This is a genomic window from Streptomyces davaonensis JCM 4913, assembly GCF_000349325.1.
Classification (GTDB): Bacteria; Actinomycetota; Actinomycetes; order Streptomycetales; family Streptomycetaceae; genus Streptomyces; species Streptomyces davaonensis.
The window spans coordinates 6126867-6143070 of sequence record NC_020504.1; the positions used below are offsets into that span (position 1 = coordinate 6126867).

Genomic DNA, 16204 nt, shown 5'->3' on the forward strand with positions numbered 1-16204 from the left:
CTCACATCCGGAAGACGCCGAACTGGGGGTCACCCAGCGGGGCGTTCGCGCAGGCGGTCAGTGCCAGGCCCAGCACCTGACGGGTCTCCAGCGGGTCGATGACACCGTCGTCCCAGAGGCGGGCCGTCGCGTAATAGGCATTCCCCTGGCGCTCGTACTGCGCTCGAATCGGCGCCTTGAAGGCCTCTTCCTCCTCGGCGGGCCACTGTTCGCCGCGGGCTTCGAGCTGGTCGCGCTTGACCGTGGCGAGGACCGAGGAGGCCTGCTCGCCGCCCATGACGGAGATCTTGGCGCCCGGCCACATCCACAGGAAGCGGGGCGAGTAGGCCCGCCCGCACATGGAGTAGTTCCCGGCGCCGTAGGAACCGCCGACGACGACCGTCAGTTTCGGTACCCGCGTGGTGGCCACCGCGGTCACCATCTTGGCGCCGTGCTTGGCGATGCCGCCCGCCTCGTAGTCCCGGCCGACCATGAACCCGGAGATGTTCTGGAGGAACACCAGCGGGATGCCGCGCTGGTCGCACAGCTCGATGAAGTGGGCGCCCTTCTGGGCGGACTCGGAGAAGAGGATGCCGTTGTTGGCGACGATGCCGACCGGGTGGCCGTGGATCCGGGCGAAGCCGGTGACCAGGGTCTGCCCGAACTCGGACTTGAACTCCGCGAACCGGGAGCCGTCGACCACGCGCGCGATGATCTCCCGGACGTCGTAGGGGGTGCGGGGGTCGGCCGGTACGGCGCCGTAGAGGCCGTGGGGGTCGACCTTGGGCTCGGCGGCGGGCTCCACCTGCCAGGGGAGCGGCCCGCGCGCGGGGAGCGTGGCGACGATGTTGCGGACGATCCTGAGGGCGTGCGCGTCGTCCTCGGCGAGATGGTCGGTCACGCCCGAGACCCGGGAGTGGACCTCGCCGCCGCCCAGCTCCTCGGCGGTGACGACCTCGCCGGTGGCGGCCTTCACCAGCGGAGGCCCGCCCAGGAAGATCGTGCCCTGGTTGCGGACGATGACGGCCTCGTCGCTCATCGCGGGAACGTACGCCCCGCCCGCCGTGCAGGACCCGAGGACGGCCGCGATCTGCGGGATCCCCGCGCCGGACATCCGGGCCTGGTTGAAGAAGATCCGCCCGAAGTGCTCACGGTCGGGGAAGACCTCGTCCTGCATGGGCAGGAAGGCGCCGCCGGAGTCGACGAGATAGAGACAGGGCAGCCGGTTCTCCAGGGCCACTTCCTGGGCCCTCAGGTGCTTCTTCACCGTCATCGGGTAGTACGTGCCGCCCTTGACGGTGGCGTCATTGGCGACGATCACACACTCACGTCCGCTGACCCGGCCGATCCCGGCGATGACACCGGCCGCGGGGGCCTGTCCGTCGTACATGCCGTCGGCGGCCAGCGGCGCCAGTTCCAGGAAGGGCGAGCCGGGGTCGAGCAGGGTGTCCACCCGGTCCCGGGGCAGCAGCTTGCCGCGCGCGGTGTGCCGTGCGCGCGCCTTCTCCCCGCCGCCCAGACGGGCCGCGGCGAGCTTGCCGCGCAGCTCCTCGACCAGCGCGAGCTGCGCTTCCTCCTGGGCCTTCCAGGCCTCCGACGCGGGATCTGCCGCACTCGTCAGCTCGGGTGCCTCGTGCATCCTGCGGTCCCCTCACCCTTGTTAATGAGCGTTAACGCATTTCCTTCAGGTTAACGACCGCTAACCTCCCTGTCTAGAATTGCTCGCATGGGCACCAGAACCGACGCACCCACCCGTCGTGAGCAGATCCTCAAGGAGGCCGCGCGGCTGTTCGCCGAGCGCGGGTTCCATGGCGTGGGGGTCGACGAGATAGGCGCAGCCGTCGGTATCAGCGGCCCCGGCCTCTACCGGCACTTCCCGGGCAAGGACGCGATGCTGGCGGAGCTGCTGGTCGGCATCAGCGGCCAGCTGCTGACGGGCGCCAAGCGGCGCCTGGCGGAGGCCGACGGCGAGGGGCCCGGCGCGATCCTGGACTCCCTCATCGAGGGTCATATCGACTTCGCGCTCGACGACCGCCCGCTGATCACCCTGCACGACCGCGAGCTGGACCGGCTGCGCGACAGCGACCGCAAGCTGGTCCGCCAGCTCCAGCGGCAGTACGTCGAGCTGTGGGTGGACGTGGTCCGCAAGGTCTACCCGGCGCTCACCGAACCCAGCGCCCGCTCCGCGGTCCACTCGGTCTTCGGCCTGCTGAACTCCACCCCGCACCTCGGCCGCCCGGGCGCCCTGCCGGGCCGCGGGGCCACGTCGGAGCTGTTGCACCGGATGGCCAGGGGGGCCTTCGCGGCGGCGGGGGAGTGATGAGCGTTACGGGGCCGATCCCCTGGACGGCGCTTCATACTCGCCGGTACGGTTGAGTGAGCAAGCGCTTAGACATAGCCAGGTGGAGGTGGCGGCCGTGCGCCGTACTGTGTTCAACGAGGACCATGAGGCGTTCCGGGAGACCATCCGCGCCTTCATCGAGGCCGAGGTCGTGCCGGTCTACGACGAGTGGTTCGCGGCGGGCCAGGCGCCCCGCGACTTCTACTACAAGCTCGCCGAGCTGGGCGTCTTCGGTATCCGCGTGGACGAGGAGTTCGGCGGCGCCGGCATCGACTCGTACAAGTTCGAAGCGGTGATGTACGAAGAGACCGCCCGCGCCGGTGTGCAGTTCGGCGGCTCCGGCGTGCACGTGCTGCTCGGCCTGCCGTACATCAAGATGCTCGCCTCCGACGAGCAGAAGAAGCGGTTCCTGCCGAAGTTCGTCTCCGGTGAGGAGATGTGGGCGCTGGCGATGACCGAGCCGGGTACCGGCTCCGACCTCGCGGGCATGAAGACCACCGCCAAGCTCTCCGAGGACGGCACGCACTACGTCCTCAACGGCTCCAAGACCTTCATCACCGGTGGCGTGCACGCCGACCGCGTGATCGTCTGCGCCCGCACCGACGCGCCCAGCGCCGAGGACCGCCGCCACGGCATCTCCCTGTTCGCCGTGGACACCAAGTCCGAGGGCTACTCCATCGGCCGCAAGCTGGACAAGCTGGGCCTGCGGACCAGCGACACCGCCGAGCTCGCCTTCGTCGACGTCAAGGTGCCCGTCGAGGACCTCCTCGGCGAGGAGAACAAGGGCTTCTACTACCTCGGCCACAACCTGGCCTCCGAGCGCTGGGGCATCGCCTACGGCGCCTACGCCCAGGCCAAGGCCGCCGTGCGGTTCGCCAAGCAGTACGTCACCGAGCGCACCGTCTTCGGCAAGCCCGTCGCCGCCTTCCAGAACACCAAGTTCGAGCTGGCCGCCTGCCAGGCCGAGGTGGACGCGGCCGAGGCCGTCGCCGACCGCGCCCTGGAGGCCCTGGACGCCGGTGAGCTAACCCCCGCCGAGGCCGCCTCCGCGAAGCTCTTCTGCACCGAGGTCGCCCACCGCGTGATCGACCGCTGCCTCCAGCTGCACGGCGGCTACGGCTTCATGAACGAGTACCCGATCGCCCGCCTCTACGCGGACAACCGCGTGAACCGCATCTACGGTGGCACCAGCGAGATCATGAAGTCGATCATCGCCAAGGACATGGGCCTGTAAGGTCCCCGAAATGACTGGCCGGTACAACCAGTTGCCATGAACGAGGCACTACAGGATCTCCTCGATCTGCTCGACCTGGAGCAGATCGAGGAGAACATCTTCCGCGGCCAGTCCCGGTCCGCCGTCGTCCCGCGCGTCTTCGGCGGACAGGTCGCGGCCCAGGCGCTGGTCGCCGCCGGGCGGACGGTCCCCGAGGACCGGCTCGCCCACTCCCTGCACGCGTATTTCCTGCGCATCGGGGACCCCGGCGTGCCCATCGTCTACACCGTCGACCGCATGAACGACGGCCGCTCATTCACCGCCCGCCGGGTGGTCGCCGTCCAGCACGGGCAGCCGATCTTCGCGCTGTCCGCCTCCTTCCAGCGGCCGGAGGAGGGCTTCGAGCACCAGGAGCCGATGCCCGACTCGCCGGACCCGGCAACGCTCCCCACCTCCGAGGAGCGGCTGCGCGCCTACGGCCATCTCGACCGCGCCGTGGTGGACCGGTTCCTGGAGGCACGCGCCGCCGTGGACGTGCGCTACGTCGACGAACCCCCGTACGGCAAGTTCGGCGAGCCGCGCGAGCCGCACTCCCAGGTCTGGTTCCGCACCAACGGCAAGCTCGGCGACGACCCGCTGCTGCACGTCGTCCTCGCCACCTACGTCTCCGACATGACCCTGCTGGACTCGGTGCTGCTCGCGCACGGCCGGGGCGGCTGGGCCGTCGGCGATGTCGTCGGCGCCTCGCTGGACCACGCGATGTGGTTCCACCGCCCGTTCCGCGCCGACGAGTGGCTGCTGTACGACCAGCAGTCCCCGTCGGCCTCCGGCGGCCGGGGCCTGGGCCAGGCCCGGATCTACACCCAGGACGGCCGGCTGGCGATCTCCGTGATCCAGGAGGGCGTGGTCCGGGCTCCCCGGGCCTGATCAGGAAAGTCCCGCCTCCGCCAGCAGATACGCGGTCATCGCGTCGTAGTAGCGGGGGCTGACCACGTGGTCGTCGAGCGGGACCGTCACCTGGACGGTCCCCTCGGACTCGGCGAGGAAGAGGGCCGGGTCGTTGGAGTCCGCGTAGCCGACCGAGTCGACGCCGTGCTGACCGGCGTACCCCGCCCAGCCGTGGTCGGCGACGACCAGGTCGGGCAGCGGGTCGCCGAGCCGCTCCAGCGCGGTGAGGATCGCCTTCATCGGCTCGCCCGAGTGGGTGTGCCACAGGGTCGCGCCGTGCTCCAGCACCGCCACGTCCGCGAACTGCATGACGTAGCCCTCGTCCGTCTGGAGCCCGTCCGGGATCACCACGATGTCGCAGCCGGCCGTGCGCAGGGCGGCGGCGGTCGCGCGATGCACGTCGAGCAGGCCGCCGGGGTGGCCGGTGGCGAACAGCACCCGCTGGCCGCCGTCGGCCGCCTTGCGCAGCCGGCCGGCCATCCGCTCCAGGCCGGCGACGGTCAGCTCCGGGTCGATGGTGTCCTGGCCGTAGCGGTACTCGGGATCGTCGTTCACGCCGACGCGCTCGGCCATCACCGCGAGGACGTCCTGCTCGTCGGTCCAGCGGTCACCCAGCTCCAGACCGAGCCAGAAGTTCCGGTCGCCGTTCGCCAGCTTGCGGTAATGGGAGAGGTTGTTCTCGCGGGGAGTGGCTACGTCGCCCGCGATACGGGTTCTGACGAGGTGTTCGACGAGCTCGGCGCGGCTGGGTGTCCCGGGTATCGGCATGTGTCCCATTGTGAGGCAGAGTCCTGGCGGCGCGCGGGGTGTCCCGGCCGCTGGGACGTGGGTCACTGACCGGGGGTCACGGACTGTGGGTCACCGGCGCAGGGCGAACCACAGCTCCATGCGTACGTCCGGGTCGTCCAGGTCGGTGTCGAGAAGGGCCGCGCAACGGGCGATGCGCTGGCGGACGGTGTTGCGGTGCACGGCGAGGGCGACGGCGGTGCGGTCCCAACTGCCGTGCAGGGACAGCCAGGTGCGGAGGGTCTCGGTCAGCGCGGGGGCGTGGGCGATGGGTTGGAGGAGTGCGCGGGCGTGAGCTTCTGCCTCGTCGTGCGGGACGAGGTCGGCGAGGCCGGGGCGGGTGCCGTGGCGGACCAGGGCAGTGCGGGTGGCTCGGGCGCGGGCGAGTGCGCGGGCGGCGCGGGTGTCGGCGGCGGGCCAGTCGGCGGGGGCTACGGGGTCGCTGACGCCCAGGGTCCAGCCGGGCTGGGGGGTGGGGGTGCGGTCGGCGGGGACCAGGACGCGTACGACGTCCTTCGCCAGGTCGACCAGGGGGGAGCCGAGGGCGGTGCCCAGGGCGGAGGCGGCTACGGGGTCGGGGGTGGTGGGGGTGTCGGGGCGGGCGTGTACGACCAGGGACTCGCCGGTGCCGAGGAGGGGGGCGACGTCCTGGGGGGCGGCGCCCAGGAGGAGGCGGACGAGGGCGGAGGTGCGAGCTGCTCCTGTGCCGCTCTGCTGTTCTCCGGTGAGGAGGGAGAGGAGTACGGCGGCGACCGAGGCGATGGCGTGGTTGGCGGGGTCGCGGTGCGTTGCCGCCACGCCCAGGACGAAGCCGTGTCCCGGGCTCAGGGCGTAGGTGGCGAGGTGGGTGTCCGCGACCGTGTCTGTGGCTGAGGTGGGCGCTGGCCCGGCGGCACGACTGCTGGCAGCTACGGCAGGTGCGACCACGCCGCTGAGGTCCGCCAGCGCCTTCCGTGCCTCGGTCGTCGGCGCCCGTCCCGCCTCCGCGATCTCCCCGCCGTCCGGGCCGAACAGCACCGCCCACCCCCCGACCCGCTGAGCCAGTTGCCGCAGTACCGACGGGACAGGATCCGGGCGGGACGCCGCCGCTGCCAGGCTCTGCTGGGCTTCCGTCACACGGCGGAGTTCTGCCAGGCGGGCCTGGGCCATGAGTTGCCAGACGGCTCTGGCGATGCCAGAGAACGTGGTTTGGGGTGGGACCTCCAGCAGGGGGAGGCCGTAGGTGTCGCAGGCCGCCACCAGGGCGCGAGGCACCGTGTCGTGGACCGGGGCCAGGCCGAAGCCGAGGGCGGCGCCGCCTGCCGCGACGATGCGGGAGACGTAGTCGTCGAAATACGTGCCCGTGCCCGCCGCATCGGGGATGTGGACGCCCGCCGACAGGAGCAGCTCGCCGCCCAGCAGGTACGGATACGGGTCCGCCATCTCGGAGGTGTGCGCCCAGTGGATCACGATGTCCGGATCGGTCGGGCCCGCGATCTGGTGCAGGCCCAGGTCCTCCCGGGCCAGCAGCGCCGACAGCGGGACCGGTGGGGTGGGTGGGACGGACGGGTCCGGCATGGTGTGCGATCTCTCCACTCCGTACAACCTGAATGGATGAAACGTACACTTCGCAGTCGCTTTCCGGCCACCTAGGGTCGGTCCAGATCGTCAGCCGCAGGTACGGGAGTGTTGCGAAGGAGGCCCACATGGCCGTCGACTACACAGTGATCGTCGTCTATCTGGTCGGCATGCTCGCCATGGGGTGGTGGGGCATGCGCCGTGCCAGGTCCAAGAGCGAGTTCCTGGTCGCCGGGCGGCGGCTCGGTCCCGCCATGTACTCCGGGACCATGGCCGCGATCGTCCTCGGCGGCGCTTCCACCATCGGTGGTGTGGGGCTCGGGTACCAGTACGGGCTCTCCGGGGCCTGGATGGTCTTCACCATCGGGCTCGGGCTGCTCGCCCTGTCCGTGTTCTTCTCCGCCCGGATCGCCCGGCTCAAGGTCTACACCGTCTCCGAGATGCTCGATCTGCGGTACGGCGGCCGGGCGGGTGTGATCTCCGGCCTGGTCATGTGGGCGTACACCCTCATGCTCGCCGTCACCTCGACGATCGCCTACGCCACCATCTTCGACGTGCTGTTCGACATGAACCGCACCCTCGCGATCGTCCTCGGCGGCTCGATCGTCGTCGCCTACTCCACGCTCGGCGGCATGTGGTCGATCACCCTCACCGACATGGTGCAGTTCGTGGTGAAGACCATCGGGGTGCTTCTGCTGCTCCTGCCCATCGCCGTCGTCAAGGCCGGTGGGTTCAGTGAGATGAAGGCCCAGTTGCCCACCGAGTACTTCGACCCGCTGGGCATCGGCGGCGAGACGATCTTCACCTACGTGCTCATCTATACGTTCGGCATGCTCATCGGCCAGGACATCTGGCAGCGCGTCTTCACCGCGCGCAGCGACAAGACCGCCAAGTGGGGCGGCACGGTGGCCGGGACCTACTGTCTCGCCTACGCCCTCGCCGGCGCCGTCATCGGTACCGCCGCCAAGGTCCTCTACCCGAACCTGGCCAGCGCGGACGATGCCTTCGCCACCATCGTGAAGGACGAACTCCCCGTCGGCGTGCGGGGATTGGTGCTGGCCGCCGCCCTCGCCGCCGTGATGTCGACCTCCTCCGGCGCGCTGATCGCCTGCGCCACCGTCGCCAACAACGACATCTGGTCGCGGCTGCGGGGGATCGTGCACAAGACCGAGGACGCGCACGACGAGGTCAAGGGCAACCGCGTCTTCATCCTGATCATGGGCGTCGGGGTCATCGTCACGGCCATCGCGCTGAACAACGTCGTCGAGGCGCTGACCGTCGCCTACAACCTCCTCGTCGGCGGACTGCTCGTGCCGATCCTCGGCGGGCTGCTGTGGAAGCGCGGCACCGCGCAGGGCGCCCTCGCCTCGGTGGTCGTCGGCGGACTCGCGGTCGTCGGCCTGATGGCGACGTACGGAATCCTCGCCAATGAACCCGTCTACTACGGCCTGCTGTCTTCCCTTGCGGCCTACGTCGCCGTCTCCTTGGTGACGAAGCCCACCGACGCGGCCGTCCTCGCCGCCTGGCGGGAGCGCCTCGCCGGACAGGTGCCCGACCCCGAGCCCGAACTCGCGTCCGAACCGGTCCCGGCTCCCCAGTAGAGTCGTAGCCAAAGATGTATATACGCGATGAAGCGTAGGAAAGAAGGCATATCCCCATGAGCAGCAACGAGACGCCCCGCGGCCCCGTCGACTCCTCGCGCATCCCGCGCTACGCCGGACCCGCGACCTTCGCCCGGCTGCCGCGCCTGGACGAGGTCGGCACCGCGGATGTCGCCGTGGTCGGCGTGCCCTTCGACTCGGGCGTCTCGTACCGGCCGGGCGCCCGCTTCGGCGGCAACGCCATCCGTGAGGCGTCCCGGCTGCTGCGCCCCTACAACCCCGCGCAGGACGCCTCGCCGTTCGCGCTGGCCCAGGTGGCGGACGGCGGCGACATCGCCGTGAACCCGTTCAACATCAACGAGGCCGTCGAGACCATCGAGGCCGCCGCCGACGACCTGCTCGGCACCGGCGCCCGGCTGATGACCCTGGGTGGCGACCACACCATCGCGCTGCCCCTGCTCCGGAGCGTCGCGAAGAAGCACGGCCCGGTCGCCCTGCTCCACTTCGACGCCCACCTGGACACCTGGGACACGTACTTCGGTGCGGAGTACACCCACGGCACGCCCTTCCGGCGCGCGGTGGAGGAGGGCATCCTCGACACCTCCGCCCTCTCCCACGTCGGCACGCGCGGCCCGCTGTACGGCAAGCAGGACCTCACCGACGACGAGAAGATGGGCTTCGGCATCGTCACCTCGGCGGACATCTCCCGCCGGGGCGCCGACGAGGTCGCCGACCAGCTGCGGCAGCGCATCGGCGACCGGCCGCTGTACATCTCCATCGACATCGACTGCCTGGACCCGGCGCACGCGCCCGGCACCGGCACCCCGGAAGCGGGCGGCATGACCTCCCGCGAGCTGCTGGAGATCCTGCGCGGACTCGCCTCGTGCAACCTCGTCTCGGCCGACGTCGTCGAGGTGGCGCCCGCGTACGATCACGCCGAGATCACGTCGGTGGCCGCGTCCCACACGGCGTACGAACTCACCACGATCATGTCCCGCCAGATTGCAGAGGCCCGCGCGAAGTGACTCACGACCACGACCTGGTGCTCCGCCCCACCGCCGCCCAGACGGAGGCCGCGCTGAATCCTCCCCCCGGCCGCAACGGCGGAGACCTGGTCGTGGAGACACTGGCCGGGCTCGGCGCGACCACCGTCTTCGGCCTGCCCGGCCAGCACGCCCTCGGCATGTTCGACGCACTGCGCCGCAGCGATCTGCGCTACATCGGGCTGCGGGTGGAGAACAACGCCGGGTTCGCGGCGGACGCGTACGGCCGGATCACCGGTGAGGCGGCCCCGCTGCTGCTGTCGACCGGACCCGGCGCGCTGACCTCGCTGGCCGCGCTCCAGGAGGCGGCCGCCGCGTCGGCACCGGTGCTGGCGATCAGCAGCCAGGTTCCGACAGCGGGCCTGGGCGGCGGCAGGCACGGCTATCTGCACGAACTCCCCGACCAGTCGGCCTCGTTCCGGGGCGTGGTGAAGTCCGTGCACACCGTCCGTACGCAGTCGCAGATCCCGTCCGCCGTCGCGGCGGCCTGGAAGTCGGCGCTGACCGCCCCGCACGGCCCGGTGTGGGTGGAGATCCCGCAGGACGTGCTGCTCGCCGAAACCTCGCTCCCGGTGGTGACGGGCGGCGACGCCTTCCCCGAAGAGCTCCCTCCGCGTCCCGAACTGACCGCGGTGGCCGCCGACTTGCTCTCCAGGGCCGAGCGCCCGGCGATCATCGCGGGCGGCGGGGTCGTACGGGCGGACGCCAGCGGCAAGCTCCGGCAGCTCGCCGAGCTGCTCCAGGCGCCGGTCGTCACCACCCCCGGTGGCAAGGGCGCGTTCCCGTGGACGCATCCGCTGTCCCTCCAGTCGTGGCTGGAGGACCGGTACACCACGGACTTCCTGGAGGACGCGGACGTCCTGCTGGTGGTGGGCTCCGGTCTGGGTGAACTCTCCTCCAACTACCACACGTTCAAGCCGCGCGGCCGGGTCGTCCAGATCGAGGCGGACCTCGGGAAGCTGGAGTCCAACCACCCCGCGCTCGGCATCCACGCGGACGCCCGGCTCGCGCTTCAGGCGCTGCTGGAGACGGTGGAGAGGCGTACGGACGACTCGGCGCCGGAGCGGGTCCGGGACGTGCTGTCCCGTGTGAAGGAACGCATCGCGTCCCAGGAACTCACCCTGGAGCAGGACGTGTTGGCGTCGGTCCGGGGGGCCCTGCCCGCCGACTCGCCCTCCTTCTGGGACATGACGATCCTGGCGTACTGGGCCTGGTCCGCCTTCGACGCCAAGGGCCCGAACCACATGCACTCCGCCCAGGGCGCCGGCGGCCTCGGCTACGGCTTCCCCGCGGCGCTCGGCGCGGCGGCGGCCGACCCGACCCGGCCGGTGCTGGCGGTCTCCGGCGACGGGGGCGCGCTGTACTCCATCGCGGAACTGGCGACGGCCCGCCAGTACGACCTGAACGTCACCTGGCTGATCATCGACGACGGCGGCTACGGCATCCTGCGCGAGTACATGACGGACGCCTTCGGGCAGCCCACGGCGACCGAACTGACCCGCCCGGACTATGTGGCCCTGGCCGAGTCCTTCGGCGTGCCCGGGGTGCGTACGACGCCGGAGACGCTGGCGGCGGACCTGGCGAAGGCGCTGGCGGCGCCGGGGCCCTCCGTCGTCGTACTCCCGGCGGTGCTGCGGATGTTCGCACCCACACACCTGACCTCGGAGCGGTAGAAGCTGAGGTTGATCCGGGCCCCGGGTGCGACGATCGGCTCGGCCAGACAGGTGGCCAGCCGGCCGGGGCCGTGGACGGCGTGGTGGACGGGCAGCTCCGAGCCGTCGACGTGCGGGAGGGGCACGGAGGCGGAGGCGCGGTAGAGCGGCCCGGCCAACGGGTCGGCGAGGACGTCCCGTTCGAGCGCGGCGAGCCCGGTGCTCCCCGGGCGGAGCGCCACGGCCTGCTTGAGGAACGGCATGACGGCCGGGGCCCAGGCGGTCGGCCAGTCCCGCAGTGTTCCGGTGCGTATCTCGGGGTCCAGGAGCAGACCGCGCATGATGTTGGCCGGGGCGTGTCCTTCGGGGAAGAGCAGCCGGTAGTCCTCGTTGTGGGCGACGACGTCGAACTCCGCGTTGCTCACATACGCGATCGCCCCGCTCACCCGGTCGAGCAGCCCCTGCCACATCCCCGACAGCGACATTCCCGAGCTGTCGTGCAACGTGCGGGGCGGGTTCTCCGTGCGGGTCAGCTGCCACAGGAAGGTCCATTCCTGCTCGCTGAACTCCAGGGTCCGCGCGACCGCGGTGAGGAAGTCGGCGGCCGGCCGGACGAGTTGACCGTTCTCGAACCGGTTGTACGTCCCCCGGGCGCGCGCCAGCAGCTCGTCCATCTGCTCCTGACTCAACCCCACGGCCCGCCGCCCGGGCCCGCCCGAACGCCGCGGGAATCCCTTGGCGACGGGGTCGATGGCAGCCCGCCGCGCCTGAAGCACCTTCTTCAGCGCCGCTCGGTCGCCGGTGTTGAGTCGCATGGGTCGCATTATCTGCAAAAACTGCACGTGGAAAGAGAGATCGTCGCGGGTGAGACTCCTGGTCGGAACGGTCACGGAACGGCCGGAGCGACGTACCCCGCACGAGGGTGACTGGGGAGCCCTTGTGCGGGGTACGGAGGTGCCGCGTGACTACCAGATCGCCTCGACCCACTCCGGGTGGTCGATGAACGGGTTCCGGTTGCCCTGGTAGTTGGAGTAGATGACGTTGTTGCGGCGCTCCTCGAAGGCGTCCGGCGGGTCCTCGTCGTTCCAGGCCTTCAGGACCGAGAGGCGGCCGTGGTAGGGCACGCTGCCGTTGATGGAGTCGTTGGCCTCCAGGTTGGGCCAGCTGTCGTCGCCCTCGTAGCGGACGGCCATGTAGAGGATCATGCGGGCCACGTCGCCCTTGACGGCGTCGCGGGGCTCGAAGGAGTTGGAGTCGGTCAGGCTGCCACCGGAGTTGGTGAAGCTGCTGCCGCCGTTGTCGAAGTCCTTGTTGCCGCGGATGGAGTTGACCGTCACGTCCTCCGGGCGCAGGTGGTGCAGGTCGGTGCCCGGACCGGCCGAGGTGCCGAAGTCGCCGTGGGACTGCGCCCAGACGTGCTCACGGTTCCAGTCGCCGGAGTCGCCGCCGTTCAGCGACTTGCTGCGGGAGATGCCCGAGTACAGCAGCTTGACGTTGTTGCTGTTGTTCGGGTCCTGGTCCGTGACCTTCAGCGCCTCCCAGACCGCGGAGTACGACAGCTTGGTCTGCGGAGAGATGATCGTGTGCAGCGCGCTCTTCAGGCTGGTGCCGGACTTGCCGATCGCGTTCTTGTAGTACGTGCTGTCATAGGCGGTCGTGGTGGCCGCGGCGGGGGTCGCGGTGAGAGCGGGGGCACTGAGCCCGACCAGGACCGTGGCGGTGGCGAGGGCCACCGCCTTCCAGCGGGGTATGCGTGTCGCCAGCATGTGGGGAGTCCGATCTACGCGGGTTGATTGAAGGCGGCACCAGGGAGAGTGACATGCACATGCGGCTGTGTAAATGGACTTCGCGTGTCCATTGGGTGACCTGAAACGGCAAATCGGCCGTTGTCCACGCGAGTTGACACGTGAGAACGACCGCAGGCCGGGCGGGGAGGTAGCGGGTCAGGTAACGGCTCGTACAACCCTTCCGCAACGCCTACAACCATTGCCGCGGACTCGTGAGTCAACAGGGCATGACTCACCGGATATCCAGACGTGCCAGATGGGTGGCGGGCGGCGTGCTCGTCGCCTCTGTGGCCGCCGTCACACCCGCGAGCGCCGCGACGCCCACCGTCAGTTGTACGTCCGCCAAGGCCGGGCTCGCCGACAAGCTGAAGAAGGACATCACCGCCGCGCTGGCGACCCGTAAGGGAACCATCGCCGTCGGGGTCTACGACCGGGTCACCAAGACCACCTGCACGCTGCGCCCGTCCACCGCCTTCGACTCCGCCAGCGTCGTGAAGGTCACCGTCCTCGCCACCCTGCTGTGGGACGCGCAGAAGACCGGCCGGGCCCTCACCAGCCGGGAGAAGACCCTCGCCACGGCCATGATCACAAAGTCGGACAACGCCTCCACCACCACCCTGTGGAAGCAGCTCGGCGTCACCAAGGTGAAGAACTTCCTCGCCGCCGCCGCGATGACGCAGACCACGCCGGGCGCCAACGGCTACTGGGGCCTGACCCAGATCACCGTCACCGACCAGCAGAAGCTGATGAAGCTCCTCACCGCCAAGAACACGGTGCTCACCGACGACTCCCGCTGGTACATCCGCAAGCTGATGGGCGACGTGGTCTCCTCCCAGCGCTGGGGCACGCCGTACGGGGCGCCCTCCGACGTCATCGTGCACGTCAAGAACGGCTGGCTGGAGCGGGCCACCTACGGCTGGCGGGTGCACAGCGTCGGCACCTTCAAGGGCGGCGGCCACGACTACATGATCTCGGTGCTGACCCACGGCAACAGCACCATGAACTACGGCATCACCACCATCCAGGGCGTCGCCAAGGTCATCCACCGCGATCTCACGGCGAGTTGACGCCTGGCGGTCTCCCGCGCTTCACCGGCCCGCCCTACGGTGACGTCCATGCGCATGCGATCCGTACTCGCCGCCGCCACCGCGGCCCTGGCGGCGGCCACCTGTCTGACCGCCGCCGGTCCGTCCTACGCCAACAGCCCTCAGGGCCACGCCTGTTCGCCGTCCGTCTCCATCGACCGCTTCTCCGACGCGCTCGACAAGACGACGTACCAGGGCACGTTCGTGGGCAACTTCTCCGCGCTCGCGGTGGACCGCGACGGCTCCCTCGCGGCCGTGTCCGACCGGTCGGCCCTGTTCTCGCTGGACGGCCGGACGCTCGCGCCGCGCTCGGTCGTCCCGCTCGCCGACGAGAGCGGCGCGGCGCTGGACTCCGAGGGCCTGGTCGTCGACCGGGACGGCACCCGGCTGATCAGCTCCGAGGGCGAACCGGCCGTCCGGCGTTACGCCGCCGACGGCCGTGTCCTCGACCGGCTCCCGGTGCCGGACGCGCTCCGGGTCGCCCCGGCCGGGCGGGCCGTCTCCAACGGCACCTTCGAGGGCCTGACCGCCTTCCGCGGCGGACTGCTGGCGGCGATGGAGTACGCGCTCTCCGGTGACACGGCGGGCATCGTCCGCCTCCAGACCTGGCACCGACACAAGGGCTCGTACGAACTCGCCGCCCAGTACGCCTACCGCGCCGACACCGGCCTCGGTGTCCCGGAGGCCACCGCGCTGCCCGACGGGCGCCTGCTCGTCCTGGAGCGCGGCTTCACCTCGGGCGTCGGCAACACCGTCCGCCTCTACCTGGCCGACCCGCGCCGGGCGAGCGACACGAGCGCGGTCGAGTACCTCACCGGCCAGCCAGAGGTACGGCTGATCCGCAAGACCCTTCTCGCCGACATCGCCGCCTGCCCGGACCTCGGCGCGACCGCCAAGCAGCCGCAGCCGAACCCGCTCCTCGACAACATCGAGGCGATGACGGTCACCGGCCGTACGGAGAGCGGGGCGCTGAAGGTCCTGCTGGCCAGCGACGACAACCAGAACCCCAGCCAGACGACCCGGTTCTACTACCTCAGGGTCCGGGTCTAGCGCGACAGTACGGCGATCCCCAACGGCCGCTGCCCCGCCGCCAGTCGGCGGGTCTCGCCCGTGTCGAGGTCGACCACCGTCAGTCCGTCCCAGTAGCCGTCCCGCGTGAAGCCACCGGTCACATAGGCCGTACGGCCCACCGCGACGACGTCCTCATGGGGACCGTCGAGCGGGATCACCTTCTCCTGGCCGTCCGGCCGACGGACGGTCAGGGAGGGCCCCTCGTCCTGCGCCGGGTCGATCGGGCCGGTGCCCACGACGAGGAGGGTGCCGTCGGCCAGCACGCTCACGCCGTGCTGGTGCGTGTTCGCCGTCATGCGCTCCACCGTCGAGCGCCCCGTCTCCGGGTCGAGGACGACCAGTTTCTCGCCCTCGAACGGCAGCAACAGCCGCCCGTCGGAGGGGCGTACGGCCGCGTAGTGCGGCTTCAGCCAGGAGCCCAGGCCGCCTTCGGTGCCGTAGGGGGCCACCTCCACGCGCCGGGTCCCGAGAGTCGCGGTGTCGACGACGGTGACGTCGAAGGAGTCGTGGCCGGTGGCGTAGACGTGCCGGCCGTCCGGGGAGACGTCCACGTCGAAGGGGCGGCGCCCGGTGTGCGCGGTGCCGGTGACCTTCAGGGTGCGGGTGTCGATGGCCTCCAACGTCCCGTTGCCGCCGGGCACGTTGACACCGACGTACACCGTGCCGCCGTCCGGCGCGAGGGCGATGCCCATGCCGCCGCCGCGGTACTCGCCGTAGGTGGGTTCGCCGAGGTCCGGCGTCTCGTACGGGATCAGCGCGAGGCGTTCACGCGTGCGGGTGTCCACCACCGCGACGCCCTCCGCCGTGGCGACCCAGGCGCGGCCGTCCTCCCCTACGACGAGCCCGTAGGGGGCGGTGCCGACCCGTACCGAGCCGAGCGGGCCCTCGGCGGGGTCGACGAAGGTGACCGTGTCGGCACCGAAGTCGGTGACGAGGAGGGTGGTGTTCGGGGCGGACGTCGGCATGCGGGCACTCCCGGTGGGCTGGCGGGTGGTGGGTTCGGTGGACGCGGACGGGGCCGGGGTCGTGTCGCAGGCGGTGAGCAGGACGGCCGCGGCGGCGAGGGCCAGGACGGTGGTGCGCAGCGCGGGCATTTCGTGCCTCCGGTCGTGCCTACGGTCGTGCCTGCGGGAAACGGGTC

General features: G+C 70.7%; 13 protein-coding genes and 1 pseudogene. 8 read left to right on the forward strand and 6 right to left on the reverse strand.

The genetic code is table 11. From position 1 onward, the window contains the following. Position 1 precedes the first annotated feature (1 nt). Positions 2-1618, reverse strand: a complete 1617-nt coding sequence (locus BN159_RS27210; RefSeq protein WP_015660219.1) for a carboxyl transferase domain-containing protein — start codon at positions 1616-1618, stop codon at positions 2-4. Positions 1619-1705: 87 nt separating this feature from the next. Between BN159_RS27210 and BN159_RS27215 the strand changes: the two genes are divergently transcribed. From BN159_RS27215 to tesB, 3 genes are all read left to right on the forward strand, one after another. Continuing rightward, positions 1706-2299, forward strand: coding sequence for an SACE_7040 family transcriptional regulator (locus BN159_RS27215; RefSeq protein ID WP_015660220.1), 594 nt, complete (start codon positions 1706-1708; stop codon positions 2297-2299). Positions 2300-2396: 97 nt separating this feature from the next. Then, positions 2397-3554: an acyl-CoA dehydrogenase family protein gene (locus tag BN159_RS27220; protein ID WP_015660221.1), complete on the forward strand. Its 1158-nt coding sequence runs from the start codon at positions 2397-2399 to the stop codon at positions 3552-3554. Positions 3555-3590: 36 nt separating this feature from the next. Continuing rightward, positions 3591-4460 carry an acyl-CoA thioesterase II gene (gene tesB / locus BN159_RS27225; protein WP_015660222.1) on the forward strand — a complete coding sequence of 290 codons (870 nt, stop codon included), beginning with the start codon at positions 3591-3593 and terminating at the stop codon, positions 4458-4460. Here the strand turns inward: tesB and BN159_RS27230 are convergent, their stop codons facing one another. Together BN159_RS27230 and BN159_RS27235 are read right to left on the reverse strand one after the other, a co-directional pair. After that, positions 4461-5249: a phosphatase gene (locus BN159_RS27230; protein WP_041821939.1), complete on the reverse strand. Its 789-nt coding sequence runs from the start codon at positions 5247-5249 to the stop codon at positions 4461-4463. It abuts the gene before it with no gap. Between the two features lie 90 nt (positions 5250-5339). Then, positions 5340-6824, reverse strand: a complete 1485-nt coding sequence (locus BN159_RS27235) for a PucR family transcriptional regulator (RefSeq protein ID WP_015660224.1) — start codon at positions 6822-6824, stop codon at positions 5340-5342. A gap of 128 nt (positions 6825-6952) precedes the next feature. Between BN159_RS27235 and BN159_RS27240 the strand changes: the two genes are divergently transcribed. Genes BN159_RS27240 through BN159_RS47165 form a run of 3 tightly spaced genes read left to right on the forward strand, consistent with a single transcriptional unit; the run spans position 6953 to position 11141 of the window. Beyond that, a complete protein-coding gene (locus tag BN159_RS27240) occupies positions 6953-8425 on the forward strand; it encodes a sodium:solute symporter (protein ID WP_015660225.1) in 1473 nt (490 codons plus the stop codon). A 56-nt stretch (positions 8426-8481) separates the two neighbouring features. Next, on the forward strand, positions 8482-9450 hold the full coding sequence (gene speB, locus BN159_RS27245; RefSeq protein ID WP_015660226.1) for an agmatinase: 969 nt from the start codon (positions 8482-8484) through the stop codon (positions 9448-9450). Further along, on the forward strand, positions 9447-11141 hold the full coding sequence (locus BN159_RS47165; RefSeq protein ID WP_015660227.1) for a thiamine pyrophosphate-binding protein: 1695 nt from the start codon (positions 9447-9449) through the stop codon (positions 11139-11141). The genes speB and BN159_RS47165 overlap by 4 nt, the downstream gene beginning before the upstream one ends. Before the next feature lie 176 nt (positions 11142-11317). Here BN159_RS47165 and BN159_RS47170 read toward each other — a convergent pair. After that, a pseudogene (locus BN159_RS47170) lies at positions 11318-11944 on the reverse strand (MmyB family transcriptional regulator); the annotation flags it as partial. 141 nt (positions 11945-12085) lie between these two features. Further along, positions 12086-12886, reverse strand: coding sequence for an endonuclease I family protein (locus BN159_RS27260; RefSeq protein WP_015660229.1), 801 nt, complete (start codon positions 12884-12886; stop codon positions 12086-12088). A gap of 248 nt (positions 12887-13134) precedes the next feature. On the opposite strand from BN159_RS27260, the gene BN159_RS27265 reads away from it, so the two are divergent. Both BN159_RS27265 and BN159_RS27270 read left to right on the forward strand, forming a co-directional pair. Continuing rightward, positions 13135-13974, forward strand: a complete 840-nt coding sequence (locus tag BN159_RS27265) for a serine hydrolase (protein WP_015660230.1) — start codon at positions 13135-13137, stop codon at positions 13972-13974. Positions 13975-14022: 48 nt separating this feature from the next. After that, positions 14023-15042, forward strand: coding sequence for an esterase-like activity of phytase family protein (locus BN159_RS27270; RefSeq protein WP_015660231.1), 1020 nt, complete (start codon positions 14023-14025; stop codon positions 15040-15042). Here BN159_RS27270 and BN159_RS27275 read toward each other — a convergent pair. After that, positions 15039-16157, reverse strand: coding sequence for a YncE family protein (locus BN159_RS27275; RefSeq protein WP_015660232.1), 1119 nt, complete (start codon positions 16155-16157; stop codon positions 15039-15041). The two genes, BN159_RS27270 and BN159_RS27275, sit on opposite strands and share 4 nt — an antisense overlap. Between the last annotated feature and the right edge of the window lie 47 nt (positions 16158-16204).